13 protein-coding genes are annotated in these 19,254 nt (G+C 64.2%); 7 read left to right on the top strand and 6 right to left on the bottom strand.

What is annotated here, in order from left to right:
• Positions 1 to 13 precede the first annotated feature (13 nt).
• Positions 14 to 1,147 carry an ABC transporter ATP-binding protein gene (locus AN401_RS10480; protein WP_096779300.1) on the bottom strand — a complete coding sequence of 378 codons (1,134 nt, stop codon included), beginning with the start codon at positions 1,145 to 1,147 and terminating at the stop codon, positions 14 to 16.
• 471 nt (positions 1,148 to 1,618) lie between these two features.
• On the opposite strand from AN401_RS10480, the gene malE (AN401_RS10475) reads away from it, so the two are divergent.
• The 4 genes from malE (AN401_RS10475) to ovoA all read left to right on the top strand — a co-directional run bounded on the left by malE (AN401_RS10475) (position 1,619) and on the right by ovoA (position 7,665).
• Positions 1,619 to 2,785 carry a maltose/maltodextrin ABC transporter substrate-binding protein MalE gene (gene malE / locus AN401_RS10475; RefSeq protein ID WP_198401715.1) on the top strand — a complete coding sequence of 389 codons (1,167 nt, stop codon included), beginning with the start codon at positions 1,619 to 1,621 and terminating at the stop codon, positions 2,783 to 2,785.
• A gap of 101 nt (positions 2,786 to 2,886) precedes the next feature.
• Positions 2,887 to 4,428 (top strand): maltose ABC transporter permease MalF, encoded by a 1,542-nt coding sequence (gene malF, locus AN401_RS10470; protein ID WP_198401714.1) that lies wholly within the window; start codon positions 2,887 to 2,889, stop codon positions 4,426 to 4,428.
• Between the two features lies 1 nt (position 4,429).
• On the top strand, positions 4,430 to 5,320 hold the full coding sequence (gene malG, locus AN401_RS10465) for a maltose ABC transporter permease MalG (RefSeq protein ID WP_096779298.1): 891 nt from the start codon (positions 4,430 to 4,432) through the stop codon (positions 5,318 to 5,320).
• Positions 5,321 to 5,547: 227 nt separating this feature from the next.
• Positions 5,548 to 7,665, top strand: a complete 2,118-nt coding sequence (gene ovoA, locus AN401_RS10460; protein WP_096779297.1) for a 5-histidylcysteine sulfoxide synthase — start codon at positions 5,548 to 5,550, stop codon at positions 7,663 to 7,665.
• A 99-nt stretch (positions 7,666 to 7,764) separates the two neighbouring features.
• On the opposite strand, the gene malT is transcribed toward ovoA, so the two are convergent.
• The 5 genes from malT to AN401_RS10435 form a co-directional block, all read right to left on the bottom strand.
• Positions 7,765 to 10,476 (bottom strand): HTH-type transcriptional regulator MalT, encoded by a 2,712-nt coding sequence (malT, locus tag AN401_RS10455; protein WP_096779296.1) that lies wholly within the window; start codon positions 10,474 to 10,476, stop codon positions 7,765 to 7,767.
• Between the two features lie 204 nt (positions 10,477 to 10,680).
• Positions 10,681 to 11,508 (bottom strand): MalM family protein, encoded by an 828-nt coding sequence (locus AN401_RS10450; protein WP_096779295.1) that lies wholly within the window; start codon positions 11,506 to 11,508, stop codon positions 10,681 to 10,683.
• Positions 11,509 to 11,586: 78 nt separating this feature from the next.
• Complete coding sequence (locus AN401_RS10445; RefSeq protein WP_096779294.1) at positions 11,587 to 12,807, bottom strand: maltoporin; 1,221 nt, start codon at positions 12,805 to 12,807, stop codon at positions 11,587 to 11,589.
• Between the two features lie 86 nt (positions 12,808 to 12,893).
• Positions 12,894 to 14,000 (bottom strand): maltose/maltodextrin ABC transporter ATP-binding protein MalK, encoded by a 1,107-nt coding sequence (gene malK, locus AN401_RS10440; RefSeq protein WP_096779293.1) that lies wholly within the window; start codon positions 13,998 to 14,000, stop codon positions 12,894 to 12,896.
• Positions 14,001 to 14,003: 3 nt separating this feature from the next.
• A complete protein-coding gene (locus tag AN401_RS10435; protein ID WP_096779292.1) occupies positions 14,004 to 14,981 on the bottom strand; it encodes an alpha-amylase family glycosyl hydrolase in 978 nt (325 codons plus the stop codon).
• 388 nt (positions 14,982 to 15,369) lie between these two features.
• Between AN401_RS10435 and malE (AN401_RS10425) the strand changes: the two genes are divergently transcribed.
• From malE (AN401_RS10425) to malG (AN401_RS10415), 3 genes are all read left to right on the top strand, one after another.
• Entirely contained in the window at positions 15,370 to 16,554 is a 1,185-nt protein-coding gene (malE, locus tag AN401_RS10425) for a maltose/maltodextrin ABC transporter substrate-binding protein MalE (protein WP_096779290.1), read from the top strand.
• A 95-nt stretch (positions 16,555 to 16,649) separates the two neighbouring features.
• Entirely contained in the window at positions 16,650 to 18,233 is a 1,584-nt protein-coding gene (gene malF / locus AN401_RS10420) for a maltose ABC transporter permease MalF (RefSeq protein WP_096779289.1), read from the top strand.
• 16 nt (positions 18,234 to 18,249) lie between these two features.
• Positions 18,250 to 19,140 (top strand): maltose ABC transporter permease MalG, encoded by an 891-nt coding sequence (gene malG / locus AN401_RS10415; RefSeq protein WP_096779288.1) that lies wholly within the window; start codon positions 18,250 to 18,252, stop codon positions 19,138 to 19,140.
• The last annotated feature ends 114 nt before the right edge of the window (positions 19,141 to 19,254 follow it).

The following is a 19,254-nucleotide window of genomic DNA, read 5'->3' as shown; positions in this document are numbered from 1 at the left end:
TCGTTGATTCAGGTTACTTGATCAGTAGTTCGGTGTCGGGATCGAAATAGCAGACGTGGTCCATGTCGGCGGCCAGCGCCAGCGGTTCGCCTTCCGTGACCCGGGTCCGTCCGCCGAGTCGGGCGCTGATCCTGTGCTCTCCGGCCTGGAGCAGCACGAAGGTATCGGACCCGGACGACTCGACGTTGCGTACCGGCAGGCGGATGGCGTGTTCATGCTGTCCTTCACGGTACAGGTGCAGCGCCTCGGGGCGCAGGCCCACCACCACCGACTTGCCCCGGTAGGGGCGGAGCCGGTCGCCGGCCTGCTTGTCCACCAGGGTAAAGCCCTGATCCGGCCCGGCCACGCTGAGGATGGCGCCGGCATCGCCGAGCTCAACCCGGGCGGGGAACAGGTTCATCGGCGGGGTGCCCATAAAGTTGGCCACGAACATGTTGGCCGGCTCGTCGTAGATCTGCTGCGGGCTGCCCACCTGCTGAATATGGCCGTCGCGCAGCACCACTATCTTGCTGCCCAGGGTCATGGCCTCGATTTGATCGTGGGTCACATAGACGATGGAGGCATTGGTCTGCTTGTGCAGGTGATGGATTTCGGCGCGCATCTCTACCCTGAGCTTGGCGTCCAGGTTGGACAGGGGTTCGTCGAACAGGAACAGCACCGGCTCCCGCACCAGGGCCCGGCCCATGGCCACCCGCTGGCGCTGGCCGCCACTGAGCTGCGAGGGCTTGCGGTCGAGCAGGTGATCGATTTGCAGCAGGCGCGCCACCTCCTGGGTCTTGCGCTGCTGCTCCTCTTTCGGGACCTTGCGGATCTTCATGCCGAAGGCGATGTTCTCGGCCACCGTCATGGTGGGGTAAAGGGCGTAGGACTGAAACACCATGGCGATGTCCCTGTCCCGGGGCGGTACCCGGGTCACGTCGCGACCGTCGATCAGGATCTGGCCGCCGGTCACCTCTTCCAGTCCGGCAATGCAGTTGAGCAGGGTGGATTTGCCGCAGCCCGAAGGACCGACCAGCACCAGGAAGTCTCCTTCTCTCATGTCCACCGAGACGGACTTGAGGATGTCGGTTCCGCCATAACTTTTAATCAGGGCATTGATCGACAGTACCTTGTGGGCCTGCTCCTGTTGGGTTGCTGTGTTCACCATTCTGTGGGCTCCATCTCTGACAAAGGGGGGCGCCGGGCGCGTCTCCATTCCGTTCTCGGCCCGTCGCCGGGCATCCTGTGCTAAACAATGATTTAAAGCGTTTTAAATTTAGCGTATCCGGACTCCGACACAAGTCCCAAATCGGAGAGTTGTGAGCTGGATCTGGTTTAGGGGGTGGCCACTACTGTTTTTAAAGCGATTTTTCTTGTGAAAATGAAATCAGGTTACAGTTCAATAATGTAATTAGTGACTCATGTTGCATTTTATGATTTTTAATCGTTGTAAATATAAAATTATGCGCCGGGTCACAGATTGGCTTGCGGGTTTTACAGACAGCTTGCACATCAAATTGGAAGCGCTTTAAATTGAGTCGTCCACCCGCTTCGGCATGCTTGAATCCGGCCGGGCAGGTGCAGAACCTTGGTCTGCCAGACAGGAGTCTGGGTTAAAACACAATGGGAAGGTACAACCATGATGAAAGCGAACGTGAAACTGCTTGCCGGTCTGATTGCCGGGGTGATGTCCAGCTCGGCGCTGGCCTTTGAACAGGACAAGCTGGTGATCTGGAGCGGCAGCACCAACAGGGGCGTGGTCGCGGTGGCCCAGCAGTTCACCGACGAGCTGGGTATCGAGGTGGTGGTGGAACATCCCGAGCCGGTGACCGACAAGTTCCAGCAGTCCGCCGCCAACGGCCAGGGACCGGATATCATCCTCTGGGCCCACGACCGCTTCGGCGAATGGGGCGCCGGCGGCCTGCTCACGCCGGTGGCGCCGAGCCAGGAGGTCAGGGAGCGGATGTTCGACTTCAGCTGGGACGCCCTGACCCTCGACGGCCGCGTCTGGGGTTACCCCATCTCCATTGAGGCGGTGGGCCTTATCTACAACAAGGATCTGCTGCCCGAGCCGCCGAGCTCCTTCGAACAGATTTTCGATCTCAAGCTGGCCGGCGGTGCCAAGGCCATCATGTGGGATTACAACAACGCCTACTTCTCCATGCCGCTGCTGATGGCCAACGGCGGCTATGTGTTCAAGCAGGAAAACAGCGTTTACGATGCGCGCGACGTGGGCGTGAACAACGAGGGCGCGGTCAAGGGCGCCAGGATGATCAAGCGGCTGATCGATGAGAAGGTGATGCCGGTCGGGGCCGACTACAACGTGATGGACACCGCCTTCAACAAGGGGGAACTGGCCATGATGATCAACGGTCCCTGGGCCTGGGACAACCTCAAGACCACCGGCATCAATTTCGGCGTGGTGCCCCTGCCCACCATAGAGGGCCAGTCGCCCAAATCCTTTGTCGGGGTGATCTCCGCCGGCATCAACGCCGCCAGTCCGAACAAGGATCTGGCGGTGGAGTTCATCGAGAACTACCTGCTGACCGAAGCCGGCCTGGCCGAGCTGAACAAGGCGGTGGCCCTGGGCGCGGTGGCGCACAAGGCCTACTCACAAGTGTTGTCCCGGGATCCCAACGTGGCGGCCACCCAGCAGATCGCGGCCCAGGGCGTACCCATGCCCGGCATTCCCGAAACCGGCAAGTTCTGGTCGGCGATGAACCCGGCGCTGCAGAACATCACCGGCGGCCAGCAGACGGTGGAAAAGGCGCTGGATGACGCCGCTACCCGGATGCTGGCGAAATAATGGCCATGCCGGCACCTTGGGTGCCGGCAGCCTGTAGCAACGATCACAATGTATTTTTGGAGGCTGGCATGAGTTCGCCGACGGTCTGTGCGGAACCGGTGATGGGGGTTGAGAAACCGTCGCTGTTGTCCCTGGCCAATATGGTCAAATTGAGTGTGCTCGGGGTGGTGTCACTGGCACTGCTGTACGCGGTATGGAGCCTGTACCTGGCCGGCGAGCCGCTGTTCGCGGTATTGGTGATGACGGTGCTGGTGGGCTTTGCCCTGATCTACGGCAACCGGCGTTTCTACACCGCCCGCTTCGTGTTTCCGGCGGTGGTGACGGTGGGGCTGTTTATCGCCTTTCCGGTGATCTACACCAGCTACGTCGGCTTCACCAACTACAGCGCCAGCAACCTGCTGTCTTTCCACCGGGTCAACGACATTCACCTGTCCCAGGTGACGGTGGACAAGAGCAGCGAGCGGCCCTTCTTCCTGTTGCCCGTCGAGGGCGGTTACCGGCTGGTGCTGCGCAGTACCGACGGCGACCTGATAAGCAACCCCTTCGTCGCCGATGGCCAGCCCCAGCAGCTGCCGATGCAGCCGGCCGACCAGGTCGACGCCTTGATGGACGACTTCCTGCCGGCCCGCGACATGGTGCGCCTGCGCGGAGAGCTGGGCGCCATCACCGCGTTGCTGCCCGACGGCCAGAGCCTGACCACCTCCGGCATCCGCACCATGGCCCATGTCCAGCCCGTGTTCGAAGAACTCGAGGACGGCCGGCTGCGCAACCGGCTCGACGGCGGCATACTGGTGGCGGATCACTCGGTGGGCTTCTACCGGGACGAAGCGGGCAACCAGGTGGCCCCCGGCTGGCGGGTCAACGTGGGCCTGGACAACTTCAAGCGCATCCTGTTCTCCGAGGGCATCCGCGGCCCCATGCTGGAAATCTTTATCTGGACGGTCGCCTTCGCCCTGCTGTCGGTGCTGTTCACCTTCGGGGTAGGGGTGCTGCTGGCGGTGATACTGCAGTGGGAGCACCTGCGCTTTCGCGGCCTGTACCGCATCCTGCTGATTTTGCCCTATGCGGTGCCAGGCTTTATTTCCATCCTGGTGTTCCGCGGCCTGTTTAACCAGAACTTCGGCGAAATCAACATGATCCTGGAGGCGGTGTTCGGCATCCGGCCCGAGTGGTTCACCAACCCGACCCTGGCCCGCGCCATGACCATTATCGTCAACACCTGGCTGGGCTATCCCTACATGATGCTGCTGGCCATGGGTTACCTGCAGTCGGTGCCCGGCGATCACGCCAAGGCCGCGGCCCTGGAAGGAGCCAGCCCGGTGCGCAGCTTCTTCTCCATCACCCTGCCGCAGATTTTGCCGCCCTTCGCGCCCATGCTGATCTCGGCCTTCGCCTTCAACTTCAACAACCTGGTGCTGATCCTGCTGCTCACCCGGGGCCTGCCGGACATTCCGGGCACCCTGATCCCGGCCGGCTCCACCGATCTGCTGGCGTCCTTTACCTATCGCATCAGCTTTATGGACTCGGGCCAGAACTTCGGCCTGGCCGGTGCCATCGCCACCCTGATCTTCGCTATCGTCGGGGCCATGGCCTATGCCAACTTCGTGGCACTGCGCCGTGCCGTGGCCGCCAAGGGGAAATAACATGATCGTCGAATATCCGCGCAACCTGCTGCTGCGTAAAATCCTGGCCCACGGCTTCCTGTGGATTTTCCTGCTGCTGATCCTGTTTCCGTTCGTGATGATACTGTCCATTTCCTTCCGGGAGGGCAACTTCGCCACCGGCAGCATCTTTCCCGAAAACCCCACCCTGGAGCACTGGGCGCTGGCCCTGGGGCTGGACTATGTGCGGGCCGACGGCACCCGGGTGACGCCGCCCTTTCCGGTACTGCTGTGGCTGTGGAACTCGGTCAAGGTCGGCACCATCGCCTCCCTGGGGGTGCTGGCGGTGTCCACCATCGCGGCCTATTCCTTCTCGCGGATGAAGTTCCGCGGCAAGGGCGGCCTGCTGGATTCGCTGCTGCTGATCCAGATGTTTCCCAGTGCCCTGGCGGTGGTGGCGCTCTACGCCATCTTCGACGCCCTGGGCAAGGTGACGCCCATCCTCGGCATCGACAGCCACTGGTCGCTGATCCTCTGCTACCTGAGCGGGGTGACCATGAACATCTGGATCATCAAGGGTTATTTCGACGCCATCGATCCGGCCCTGGACAAGGCCACCCAGATCGACGGTGCTACCCCCTGGCAGACCTTCCGCCATGTGTTCCTGCCGCTGGCGGTGCCCATACTGGCGGTGGTGTTCGTGCTGGCCTTTATCGGCACCGTCACCGATTACCCCCTGGCCTCGGTACTGCTGCGCAAGACCGAGCAGATGACCCTGGCGGTGGGTGCGCGCCAGTACCTGGTGGATCACAAGTACCTGTGGGGCGACTTCGCCGCCGCCGCCATACTGTCGGGGCTGCCGATCACCCTGATGTTCCTGCTGGCCCAGCGTTACCTGGTGTCCGGGCTGTCCGACGGCGGGGTCAAGGGCTGAGGCGATAACTGTCGACGGTATTAAGGATAAAAAGGGCCGCCAGGCCCTTTTTGCATGACAAGCCGGTTTCCGCCGGCCGCGGTGCCCGTCAAGGATTTAAGTCGGCGCGAAGTGAAAGGGCCTTTGCCGGGTCTGTTGCCATTACCGGTGCGGTGGTGGCATTTTGCTTCTCATCGTCCGGTTAACGGGGTAACTTAAATCAAAAACAAGCAGTCAGGAATCTCTCCATGGAACAACTTGCAGCGGCCGTCACCAGAACACCCTTGCTCACCGGGGACTCGGTAGAGCAGAAACGGGAAGAACTCCGCACCTATTTTCACCAGACCTTCAGCCTGTACGAATCCCTGTTCGACTGTATCAACAGCGACGACGCCTATTACCTGCGGCCGGAGCCGCTGCGCCATCCGCTCATCTTCTATTTCGGCCATACGGCGGTGTTTTTTATCAACAAACTGGTGCTGGGCAAGTACCTGGACCGGCGGCTGGACGAGCGGCTGGAGTCGATGTTTGCCATCGGCGTGGACGAGATGTCCTGGGACGATCTGAACGACGCCCACTACGACTGGCCCTCGGTGGCGCACACCCAGGATTACCGCCGGCGGGTGCGGGAGCAGGTGGATGCCTTTATCGGCGAGATGCCGCTCAGCCTGCCCATCACCCCCGACTCCCCGGCTTGGATAGTGCTGATGGGCATAGAGCACGAGCGTATCCACCTGGAGACCTCGTCGGTGATCCTGCGCATGCTGTCGCTCGACTGGTTGCAACCCCATCCGCTCTGGTCTTCGGCCTGTCCCGAAGCGGGCCCGGCGCCGGAAAACGGCCTGCTGCCGGTGGCCGGCGACACCCTGACCCTGGGCAAGCCGGACTCCGCCGCCAGCTACGGCTGGGACAACGAGTACGGCCGCAAGACGGTGGTGGTGCAGCCGTTCCGGGTCGCCCGCTACCTGGTGTCCAACGGGGAATACCTGCGTTTCGTGCAGGCCGGCGGCTACCAAAGCCCCGAATACTGGACCGAGGAGGGCCGCCAGTGGCTCGCCTTCAGCCGGGCCGCCATGCCCCGTTTCTGGCTTTCCCGCCATGGCGAATACTATCAGCGCAACCTGCTGCAGGAGGTGCCGCTGCCGCTGAACTGGCCGGTGGAGGTCAATTATCTCGAGGCCAAGGCCTTCTGCAACTGGAAGGCGGCCCAGAGCGGCACCCATGTACGGCTGCCCACCGAGGCCGAATGGACCCTGCTGCGCAACCGGCTCGACGCCGACCAACCCGACTGGGCGCGGGCGCCGGGCAACATCAATCTGGAGCACCATGCCTCGTCCTGCCCGGTGGACCGCTTCGCGGTGGACGGCATCCATGATGTGATCGGCAACGTCTGGCAGTGGACCGAGACCCCCATCGACGGCTTTCCCGGCTTCGAGGTGCACCCGCTGTACGACGATTTCTCCACTCCCACCTTCGACAACCGCCACAACCTGATCAAGGGCGGCTCCTGGATCTCCACCGGCAACGAGGCCACCCGCTATTCCCGCTATGCCTTCCGCCGGCATTTCTTCCAGCATGCCGGCTTCCGTTACATCGAATCAGACCATGCAGAGGTGCCCGTGGAACCCGTGAATACCTATGAAACCGACGACCTGGTGGCCCAGTACCTGGAGTTCCACTACGGGGCCGAATATTTCGGCGTGGCCAACTACCCGGTGGCGTGCGTGCGCACCCTGCTGGCGCGGCTGCCGGGGCTGAACAAGGGGCGGGCGCTGGATCTGGGCTGCTCGGTGGGCCGGGCCAGCTTCGAGCTGGCGCTGCACTTCGACAAGGTGGACGGCATCGACTTCTCCGCCCGTTTTATCCAGCACGGCTTCCAGCTGAAGGAGAGCGGCCAGACCCGCTTTGCCATTCCCACCGAGGGCGAGCTGGTGGAGTTCAAGGAGAGCAGCCTCAAAGCCCTGGGCTATGAGGAGGTGGCCCACAAGGTGGAATTCGTGCAGGGGGATGCCCACAACCTCAAGCCCCGCTTCGGCGGTTACGATCTGATCTTTTGCGGTAACCTTATCGACAGGCTCTACGATCCGGCAGCCTTCCTGGGCCAGGTGCACGAACGGCTCAATCCCGGCGGCTGCCTGGTGCTGACCTCGCCCTATACCTGGCTCGAAGACTATACCCCCAAGGCCAGGTGGCTGGGCGGCGTCAAGGTTAACGGCGAGAACTTCACCACCCTGGACGGCCTGCAGGCGGCCCTGGGCGAGCGCTTCGAGCTGGTGGGACGGGAGGACATCCCCTTCGTGATCCGCGAAACCCGGCGCAAGTTCCAGCATACCCTGGCGGAAATGACCCTGTGGCGGCTGAAGTAGCCAGGACGGAGGCCGGCAAGGGCGGCCCCGGATAGAGAGAAAAGCCGGTCATTGACCGGCTTCGTGCCTTTGACCAAGGCCCGGGCGCCCGTCCGGCGCTCAATACCCCATCAGTGTCAACAGGCTCTTGGCCTGGGCTATCGCCTCCTGGCGGTGGTTGATGCCGAGCTTCTGGTAGAGGTTGCGGATATGGGTCTTGATGGTGGTGGCGGCCACGTCCAGCTCGGCGGCGATCTGCTCGTTGCTGTAGCCGGCGTAGATAAGCCCCAGCACCTGCCATTCGCGCTGGGTCAGGGGGCTGGTGCGCACCAGCTCGGGTACCTGGGGGTGGGTCAGCAGTTTTTCCACCAGGGCCTCGTCGAAGTGGGCCGAACGGTGCCGGTGCTGGTGCTGGTTCAGTTCCTTCAGCAGCCGCTGGGCCCGGTGCAGGCTGAGTTCGTCCAGGGCGTGTTCCTGCACCAGCTGGCGCAGCAACTGGCCCAGTGCTTCCCCTTCCAGAATAAAGTGGCTGACAAAGCCGGTACGATTGGCCAGGGTCAGGGCCTCCAGCAGGCACTGGCGCGCCGGGCACGGCTCGCCCCGGCGCAGGTGCAGGTGGGCCTGCAGGATAAGGTTGCGGTTGAGATCGCTCACCAGCTGCAGCCGGCGGGCGCTGTCGCTGCGTTGGCCGAGGATCGCCAGGGCGGTGTCGGGGTCGCCGGCCAGCATCTGGGCCCGGGCCAGGTTGCGCCACTGGGCCTGCTGGAAGTGGTTGGCGTCGCCTTCCGGGGTCCGGGCGCCGGCCAGCCAGCGGCGGAGGGCGGCTTCGTCGCCCGTCAGCTGCCACAGCAGCAGCCGGGTCTGGTCCACGCTGGCCACCCAGTCCATATGGAAATGGTCTTCCTGCAGCAATTGTTCGCAGTGCTGGAGATGCACCCGGGCATTGTCCAGGTCGCCGCGCACCAGGGAGATCTTCACCAGCATGGTCTTGCACTTGAGCTGCCGCTGGGGCGAAAGATCCTCCAGTACCTCCAGCCCCCTGCGGGCCGCGCTTTCCGCCTCGTCCAGGCGGTGCCAGCTCCACAACACCCGGGAGCGCAGATACAGCAGGAACTCGTGCAGCGGTATCTGGCCCAGGTGCTGCTCCTGCACCAGTTCGAAAGCCCTATCCTGTATCTCGAAGGCGGCCTGCAGGTAGCCCTGGGCCAGCAGTATCTCGCTCTGTTGCAGCAGGGCCCACAGGGCCTGGTGGTAGATGCCGTAGCGGCGGGCCATGGCCTCGCACTGCTGCATCACCGGCAGGGCCCGGGTCAGTTGCCCCAGGCAGTGGTAGACCTCGCCGGTAACGGTGGTGGCCACTACCCGGCTGTGGCTGCGGTCGGCCGGTAACCGGGCGAGGGCTTCTTCCGCCAGGGCCAGGGCCTGGTGGGGCTGGCCGGCGTTGATCGCCACCTGGGCCCGCAGGGCCTGGAACTCGGCCCTGTCGCCGGGTGCCAGGGGCAGCCCCTCGGTCGCCATCGCTCGTTCGGCGCGACCGAGCTGCAGCTCCACCTCGGGGTAGCGGTGCCGGCTCTGGGCCAGCCAGGCGCGCAGCAGCACCAGGTCGGGGGAGCGCAGCAGGCAGGCTTCGGGTAACTGACCGAGGCTTTGCTCCAGCAGTCGCAGTTCGCCGCCGTGGAACAGCGACCAGCCCTGCGCCAGCAGCAATTGCTGCAGTTGGGCGGGGTCATTGGCGGCCAGACAATGGTAGAGCGCCTCCACCGGGAAGCCCTGCTCCAGCCAGGCGCGGGCCGCCAGGCCGTGCAGTTGCGGGCCCAGGCCCGGCTGTTCCCGCTCCCGCTGGTGCACCAGAAACTGGGTGAACAGCGGGTGAAAACGAAACCAGACCCCTTCCGCATCCAATCGCTGGGTAAAGAGTCCCTGGCGTTCCAGGTTTTCCAGCACCGACTGGCCGTCTTCCCGTGCCGTCAGCCGGTTGGCGAGTTCGGCGTTGAGCGAGCGCAGCACCGAGCAGCGCAGCAGGAAGTCGAGGGTGGCCGGCTCCACCTTGTCCAGCACCTCCTCCTCCAGGTAGTCCCGCAGGTGCGCCTGATTGAGTCCGGCCAGGCGCCGGGCCGACTGCCGGGGTTCGAGATGGCCCTGGCGAGAGGAGAGGGCGATCAACTGCAGGGCGGTGGCCCAGCCCTCGACGTCGTCGCACAATTGGGCCGTGTCGGCTTCGGCCAGAGGCAGGGTCAGGCGCTGTTGGAAGAACTGGCCGGTTTCCTGGTGATTGAAGGCCAGTTGCCGGCTGTCGATTTCGAACAACTGCTCCCGCACCCGCAGGTTGGCGATGCCGAGTGGCGGCTGGGTGCGGGATACCACCAGCAGGCTGAAGGACTCGGGCATATGGCGCAGGAAGAAGCGCAAGCCTTCGTGTATCTGCTCTTCCCGGAGCAGGTGATAGTCGTCCAGCACCAGCAGGGTGGGGGTGTGCCAGCCGGCCAGTTCCTCGAACAGCTGGCCGAACAGGGTATTGAGCTTGCTGAACTGGCGCTTTTCCGCCATGGCCAGGGTCTTGGGGCAACTCCCGCCCGTGGCCTGGGCCAGGGCGGCAATCAGGTAGTGGCCGAAGCGCTGGGGATCGTTGTCGCTCTCGTCCAGGGAATACCAGCCCAGATGCTCGTGATCGGCGGTCCACTGGGCCGCCAGCGTGGTCTTGCCGTAACCGGCCGGGCAGTGCAGCAGAATCAAGGGATAATGGCCGGCCTGGTCCAGCAGGGCCAGCAACCGCGGGCGCAGCAGGGTGTGGTGCAGCCGCGATGGGCGGTTCAGTTTGGACGGGATCAGCATGGTGAGGTCTTCGGTTCCCCTGTTGCTCGGTCGGAATATTCTACCCACATCCTACCCGGGGCGGTAACGAGCACAACCGCAGCCCCCATTTAACCGTGTCCGATCACAGTTTTTGTGCCTGGGGGCGGGTGGTGCTGCCGGCATGGATGAAAAAAGGGTGTGCAGTGCACACCCAAACACAAGGAAAGTCAGTAGGCTGGACGGCTACTTCACCGCCTCGACAAAGGTACGGCGAGCGGAACCGACGCCCAGCCGCTCGGCTTCTTCCATCAGCCGCAGGGCCTTGTCGATGTCCCCCTGGCCGGCGGCGGCGCGGATGGCGCCGAGAAAGTAGGCTTCGGTGTCGGGCAGGGGCGCCGCGACCGGGCCGGCCGCCGTCGCCGCCAGTGGCTGCGGGCCTATTACCACGGCGCTCTGCTTCTGCTCGGTCGCCACCTTCAGCTGCAACGTACCACCTGCCCGGTGGAATAGCCGCACATCCGGGATGTCCGGCGGCTGGTTGCCCATGGCCCTGGCATGTACCTTGGCGGGGTGGGGCATCATGGTATAACGGGCCAGGTCGTCGGCCCGGGTGAACACCAGCAGATGGATCCGTTGCTGTCCCGGCATGGGGGTCAGCCGGATGCGGCCTTCCAGCCGGTTGTCCAGCAGCAGCCGGCCCGGGGCGAAGGGAAAGGCGTCGGCAGGATAGAAGGCGGCGGGGTTCAGCCCTTCATCCAGTACCAGCGCATTGGGGACGAACACCTCATTGTGCTCGTTCACCAGGCTGTGCAGGGTGATCTCCAGGGTACCCCGGTCGGCGGGCAGGGTGAAGGCCGCTACCGGCCCTTCGCCCAGGCCGGTGTCGAGCCGGGGGGCTGCATCATCGAGTGTCAGGGTTTCGGCCGCCTGCGGGTTCAGCGGCCGCCACTGCAGGGCGGCCAGTTGCTGCTGACCGATGGTCGGCAAGTCCTGCGGTGCCTCGGCCGCCGCCACGGGCTGGGCGGCCAGCACGGCGCCGAACAGGCACAAGGCGACTAGCGTTTTGTTCATGATGCCTCCTATCTGTAGTGGTGCCCTATGATCGAAAAAATCCGGGAGCGCGGACGAGCCGCCCGCGCTCCAAGGGGGTTACCACCAGGCTTCCATCTGCACGCCGAAGGTCACTTCGCCGTCGCTCGCTTCAGGGGTACCGGCACGATCGCCCCACTTGTCGTTCCAGTCCGCGTAGGTGGCGAACAGGCGGATGGCCGGGCGGGCCCAGATGCTGTTGCCGGCCTGCCACTGCTGGGCCAGGGTGTATTTCATCTGATCGTTGCGCCGGCCGCTGGCCTGCTCCTTGACGTTGTCATAACCCACCTCGAGCAGGGTGCTCATGGTGTTGTTCCACTTGTACATGGGACGCACGCCCACCGAGTACCAGGTATTGCCGTTGTTGTTGTCCAGATCCGTGTCCTGGTACAGGGCCACGTACATCAGCTCCCAATCGCTGGCGGGCTGTACCACGCCGTGGTTGATCAGGCGCAGGCGGTCACCCTGGTTGTCGACGTTGCCGCCCGAGGCCTTGCCGTAGAGCATGGCGTCGGTGGCATACTGCACCACGAACTTGTTGAAGCCGCCGAAGAAGTTGCCCTGGGTGTGCTGGGCGGTAAGCATGTAACCGTCCTTGGGGGCGTTGGGTGCGAGGGAAAAGTCGTCGCGGGTGTTGGCGCGGCCGTAGTCCAGGCCCAACTCCAGGCTGCCGTCCCGGTTGGTCCTCAGGCCGGCCAGGCGAAGGTCGAAGATGTCGTTGTAGACCTTGTCCTCTTCGTCGGTGACAAAGTGGGTGGCGCCACCGGCCTCTGTATTGCGGGTGGCCGCCAAAGACAGCTTGCCGAAGCCCAGGTCGACGTTTTCCAGGCCGGCGCCGGGGCCGGAGATGTCCCAGTAGTAGAAATCGATCATGTGCACGTCGTGGCGTTGGTAGAAACGTTTGCCAGCCCACAGGGTGGCGCCAGGCAGGGCGTCGAAGATGTTGCGGGCCTGGACATTGACCTCACGGAAAGCGGGATCGACCTGTTCCCAGTCGTTCTGCTGACTGATGGCGTAGGCCAGGTTGGTATCGAAGTAGAAGCTTTTTTCCCCTTCGGACCACAGTTCCTGGCCCAGCTTCAGCTCGGCATAGGTTTCGCATTCGTTGCCCAGGCGGTACTTGGCGCCGGCACCGGTGGCCGCGAAGCACTGCTGTTCGCCGCCGCTGCCGGTCCAGCCGATACCGGAACGGGCGTAGCCGTGGAATTCCACCGCCATGGCCTGGCCGGCCATGACCGCCGCCACGGCGGATGCAACGGGAAGTAAACGCCATTTGCTCATCTGAGTTCTCCTTAGTTGGCCATGTGCAGGGACCATTCCCTGGTCGGCCTTGCTTGATTAAAAGGGTCGGTTGTGTCGGTACCCGGTCAGACGCCCGGCTCGACGTGCAGCCGGCGACAGGCCCGGCCGTCTTCGTGGAACAGGTGGCAGCGCTCGGGCGCAATGCCGATGTCCAGCGGCTGGCCCTCTTCCACCAGCAGCACGTCGTTCTGCCGGTAAACCAGGTTGCTCTTGAGGGCGGGAATGCGGATGTGCATCTGGGTTTCGTTGCCCAACTGCTCCACCACCTGTACCTCGCCGGTCAGGCGAACCGGTGCCTGTTCGCCGGGCAGCAGGTGTTCGGGACGGATGCCGAGCGACATATTGGCGCCCTCCTGCACGGCGCGCCCGTCCACCGGGATCCAGAAGCGGGTATCGTTGGCACTGATCTCCACCCGGCCGGCCTCGGCGGCGGTCACCTTCACCGGCAGGAAGTTCATCTTGGGCGAGCCGATAAAGCCGGCCACGAAACGGTTGGCGGGGTAGTGGTAGAGTTCGAGCGGCCTGCCCACCTGGGCCACGCGGCCAGCCTCCAGCACCACTATCTTGTCGGCCAGGGTCATGGCCTCCACCTGGTCGTGGGTCACGTAGATCATGGTGCTCTTGAGCCGCTTGTGCAGGCGGGCGATTTCAATGCGCATCTGTACCCGCAAGCCGGCGTCCAGGTTGGACAGCGGCTCGTCGAGCAGGAACACCCGGGGCTCGGCCACCAGGGTGCGGCCGATGGCCACCCGCTGGCGCTGGCCGCCGGACAGCTCCTTGGGGCGGCGTTCCAACAGGTGGGCCAGTTGCAGTATCTCGGCCGCCTGGTCGACCCGGCGGCGGATCTCCGCCTTGGGGGTGCCGGCCAGCTTGAGCCCGAACGACATGTTGTCGGCCACCGACAGGTGCGGATAAAGGGCGTAGGACTGGAACACCATGCCCACGGCCCGCTCCGAGGGTGGCACCTCGTTCATGCGGGTCTCGCCGATACGCAGCTCTCCCGAGGTGATCTCTTCCAGCCCGGCGATCATGCGCAGCAGGGTGGACTTGCCGCAGCCGGAGGGGCCGACAAACACCACGAATTCACCGTCGCGGATGTCCAGGTCGATATCCCTGGAGATATGGACGTTTCCATATGACTTGCACACCTTGTGCAGGCTGACATTGGCCATGAATTACTCCTGTACCTTGGGCGTGACGATGGCGGCGGCGAAACCGCCAAGGTTCAATTGATGGTCGTCGCTCAGTTCGGTCTGGCCGAGGATCAGCTCCGTTTGCCAGCCGTTCGGGAGCGGGGCCAGCCGGTGCTGCTGGCGATAGGGCAGCAGGTTGAGGACCACGGTCAGTGACGGCTGCGCGCCCGCCAGTCGCACCCACAGCAGGCCGTCGTGCAGGCCGGTGGCGGCGATCCGGCCGTTGGCCACCAGCGGCTGCCGGCGGCGCCATTGCAGCAGCCGGCGGCACTGGTTGAGGGGGGACTCGGGTTCCTGCTCCTGGCGGCTGACGGCCATGGCCCTGTGCTCGGTGGCAACCCGGCGCTGCATGGGTTGCTGCGCGACCGGGCTTTGCTCCGGGTATTCGACCCAGGGCAGGGGGCTGCGGTTACCCCTGGTGTCGCCCGGTTCGGCGGCGTGGGGCAGGCCCAGCTCTTCGCCCTGCCACAGGCCGATGGGGCCGGGCAGGCAGGCCAGCAGAGCCAGGTAGGGCAGGGCCACTTTGAGATCGCCGCCGCCGCAGCGGCTGACCACCCGGGTCAGATCCGGGCCACCGGTGGCCCAGACTGCCTGCCCGCCCTGTGCCCGCTTTTCCAGCCAGTGGGTCAGCCCGATGGGGCCGTGATCGACCAGGGTGCACAGGGGCAGGACCTCGCCCTCCGGCCAGGCGCGAAAGTGCCGGTTTTCCGCCAGCCAGAGCGACAGCCCGGCCTGTCGTAGCCGGATCGCAAACGCCTGCCACTGCACCTCCGGGATGCCATGCCGATCGTCCCGGCTCAGCACCAGGCCGTCCACACCCAAACGGCCGAAATAGTCCAGTTGCCGCAATACCCCGGCCAGATCGCCCTGGCCGTCGCCATCGCCATCGAAAAAATGGGCGCTGTCCACGCGATACAGGGTCGCGTTCCGGGGCAGGCTGGAGGGGCGGGTGTCGGACATGGCTCGGCTCGAAGGGGTGGTTGTCGTTGGCCTCATCATGCCCGCCGGCCGACGGGCTGAAATCCTCCGCCAACGGAAATATTGCGGGGGGAGGAGCGGGGAGGAGGAGGCCCCCAGGCCGGGGGAGGAAGTCGGGGCCGGGGCAGGGGGTGGGCTGCGTTTTTTGTGATCCACTTAACGATAACGGCACTCCCGACTGTGCGGTGAGTCACATAACCGGCGGAAGCTTTGAGCCGGCTCACCTTTTTCCGGGCGGGGGCGTAGCGGGGGGGAGGATGCCGGTACCGTCCTCGCGGCGGAAGATGCGGATAACCGAAATCCGTCATGTCCGCCCGTGACGCGACGGTTTTCGCTCTTGCAACTCCCGTCACGGATAAGGATAGGAACTATGGAAAAAGCAATGGGTAAGGTCGCCCTCGGTGTCTTGGCCGGCCTGATGATGTCATCCTCCGCCCTGGCCGCCATCGAGGAAGGCCGGCTGCTGATCTGGATCAACGGGGACAAGGGCTACAACGGCCTGGCCGAGGTGGGGCAGTGGTTCGAGCAGGAAACCGGCGTGCCGGTACGGGTGGAGCACCCGGACAAGCTGGAAGAGAAGTATCCGCAGGTCGCCGCCTCCGGCGACGGCCCCGACATCATCTTCTGGGCCCACGACCGCTTCGGCGGCTATGCCCAGGCCGGCCTGCTGGCCGAGATCAACCCCAGCCAGGCCTTCCGCAACAAGCTGCACGACTTTACCTGGGACGCGGTGAAGTTCGACGGCAAGTTCATCGGTTATCCGGTGGCGGTGGAGGCCCTGTCGCTTATCTATAACAAGGATCTGCTGGCCGAGCCCCCCGCCAGTTGGGAGGAAATCCCGGCCCTCGACACCCAGCTGCGGGCCAGGGGCAAGTCCGCCATCATGTGGAACCTGCAGGAGCCCTACTTCACCTGGCCGATGATCGCCGCCGACGGCGGTTACGCCTTCCGCTTCAACGGCGAAGGCTACGATCCCAGGGACGTGGGCGTGAACAACGCAGGCGCCCTGCGCGGCCTGCAGACGCTGGTGGATCTGGTCAACAACAAGCATATTTCCGCCGATGTGGACTACGCCATCGCCGAGGCGGCCTTCAACCAGGGCGAAACCGCCATGACCATCAACGGTCCCTGGGCCTGGGCCAATATCGACAAGGCCGGCATCAACTACGGCGTGACCACCCTGCCCACCCTCAACGGCAACCCCTCCAAGCCGTTTACCGGCATCCTCAGCGCCGGCATCAACGCCGCCAGCCCCAACAAGGAACTGGCGGTGGAGTTCCTGGAAAACTACCTGCTGACCGACGAGGGGCTGGACAAGGTCAACCGCGACAAGCCGCTGGGTGCCGTGGCCCTGCGTTCCTACCAGAAAGCGCTGTCCAGCGACCCCCGTATCGGCGCCACCATGGACAACGCCATGAAGGGTGAAATCATGCCCAACATCCCGGAAATGGCTGGCTTCTGGTATGCCGAGCGCAGCGCCATCCTGAACGCCATCAGCGGCCGACAGGACGTGAAGGCCGCGCTCGACGACGCCGCCGCCCGGATCACCAAGTAAGGAAAAACCCGCCACCGGCCACACCGGTGGCGGGCAATACCGGCGCTGGCAACTTGCGTCGTGGCCCCGCCCAACCATATCGACAGAGCGTTATCATGCAGTTATCAGAGACGACCACCCTACCTCTCAAATCTCCCGCCTGGCCGCCCCTGCTCGCCTGGCTGAAGTGGCTGTGCATCGTTGGCGTCGGCCTTGTCAATGCCTGGTTGGTGATACTGATGTACGCCCAGGGGGAGATGCTGTTTGCCATGCTGACCCTGGTGCTGGTGGGCAGCGGCCTCTACCTCTTCGCCAACCGGCGCAGCTATGCCTGGCGCTATGTCTACCCGGGGCTGGCGGGCATGGGCCTGTTCGTGCTGTTTCCGCTGCTGTGCACCATCGGCATCGCCTTTACCAACTACAGCGGCAAGAACCAGCTCAGCCTGGAGCGGGTGCAGCAGGTGCTGCAACAACAGCGCTTTCAGAGCGGCAGGGATCTGGGTTTTGCCCTGTACGAAACGGACGAGGGCCAATGGCGGCTGTGGCTGACCGACGACGACAGCGGCGACGCCTACCTGAGCGACGCTTTCACCCTGGCGGCGCCGCCGCCGGCGCCCCTGGGCGCGAGCCCGGCCCACGAGGCGCCGGCCGGCGAGGCGGCGCCTATCCGGGTGATCACCCAGCACCGGGCCGCGCTGTTCGCCCTGGCGGTGGTCCTGCCAAACGGTGAGCGGCTCACCATGAGTTCGCTGCGCCGCTTTGCCGCGAGCGAGCCCGTCTATATGCCGGAAGGCGAGCTGGTGCTGCTCAACCGGCGCAGCGGAGAGCGGCTGGCGCCCAATTTCGACACCGGTTTTTACCAGCCCATCGACGAGGGGGGCCACTTCGTGGGCGAGCCGGTCAGCCCCGGCTTTACCGTGGTGATCGGCTGGGACAACTTCCTCCGGGTGCTCCAGGACAAGGGCATCCAGGTGCCCTTTATCTCCATCTTCATCTGGACGGTGCTGTTTTCCGGGCTGACCGTGTTTTTCACCCTGGCGGTGGGCATGGTGCTGGCCTGCCTGGTGCAATGGGAGCCGCTCCGGGGCAAGGGCACCTACCGGCTGCTGCTGATCCTGCCCTATGCGGTGCCGGCCTTTATCTCCATCCTGATCTTCAAGGGCCTGTTCAACCAGAGCTTCGGCGAAATCAACATGCTGCTCTCGGGTCTGTTCGGCATCAGTCCCGACTGGTTCACCGATCCCCTGCTGGCCAGGGCCATGCTGGTCATGGTCAACACCTGGTTGGGCTATCCCTACATGATGATATTGTGCATGGGGCTGCTGAAGGCCATTCCCGAGGATTTGTACGAAGCCTCGGCCATGGACGGCGCCGGCCCGCTGGACAACTTCCTGCGCATTACTCTGCCGCTGCTGCTGAAACCGCTCACGCCGCTGTTGATTGCCAGCTTCGCCTTCAATTTCAACAACTTCGTCCTGATCCAGCTGCTCACCAACGGGCGCCCGGACATGATAGGCACCACCACCCCCGCGGGCTATACCGACCTGCTGGTGAGCTACACCTACCGCATCGCCTTCGAGGGCTCGGGCACCCAGGACTTCGGCCTGGCCGCCGCCATCGCCACCCTGATCTTCCTGCTGGTGGGGGCCCTGGCCGTGCTCAATATCAAGGCCAGCAAGCTGGAACTGAGCGAGAAATAACCCAAGGAGCAACACCATGGCTATGGTCAGACCAAAATCGATGCGTTACCGGGTATGGGCCGCCCACGCTGGGCTCATCGCCTTCTGTGCCCTCATCATGTTCCCGCTGCTGGTGGTGGTGGCCATTTCCTTTCGCAGCGGCAACTACGCCACCGGCGAGCTTATTCCCAGCAATCCCTCGCTGGAACACTGGAAGCTGGCGCTCGGCATCGCCGTCACCCATGCGGACGGTACCGTCACGCCGCCGCCCTTTCCGGTGCTGCTGTGGCTGTGGAACTCGGTGAAGATCGCCGTGATCTCGGCGCTCGGTATCGTGGCCCTGTCCACCACCTGTGCCTACGCCTTTGCCCGGCTGCGTTTTCGCGGCAAGGAAAGCTTGCTCAAGGGCATGCTGATCTTCCAGATGTTCCCGGCGGTGCTGTCGCTGGTGGCCCTTTATGCCCTGTTCGACCGTATCGGGCTTTATGTTCCCTTTCTCGGGCTCAATACCCACGGCGGGGTGATCTTCGCCTATCTGGGTGGCATCGCCCTGCACGTGTGGACCATCAAGGGCTATTTCGAGACCATAGACCGCTCCCTGGAGGAGGCGGCGGCCCTGGACGGCGCCACCCCCTGGCAGGCGTTCCGGCTGGTGCTGCTGCCGCTGTCGGTGCCCATTCTGGCGGTGGTGTTCATCCTTTCCTTTATCGCCGCCATCACCGAGGTGCCGGTGGCGTCGCTGCTGCTGCGCAATGTCGAGAACTACACCCTGGCGGTGGGCATGCAGCAGTACCTCTATCCCCAGAACTATCTGTGGGGCGACTTCGCCGCCGCCGCCGTGCTCTCTGCCATTCCCATCACGGTGGTGTTTTTGCTGGCCCAACGCTGGCTGGTGGGCGGTCTGACCGCCGGCGGCGTGAAGGGATAGGGCGGTATCGGCAGGGCGGGTCTTTTGGCCGGCGGTTACGGAATGGGCCGGCCGTCAATAAAACGGAAAGCCGGTCATCGACCGGCTTTTTGCTATTCGGGGGGAAGATCCCTG

The organism is Zobellella denitrificans, assembly GCF_002407485.1.
Classification (GTDB): Bacteria; Pseudomonadota; Gammaproteobacteria; order Enterobacterales; family Aeromonadaceae; genus Oceanimonas; species Oceanimonas denitrificans.
This window is presented reverse-complemented; position numbering and strand designations above follow the sequence as displayed.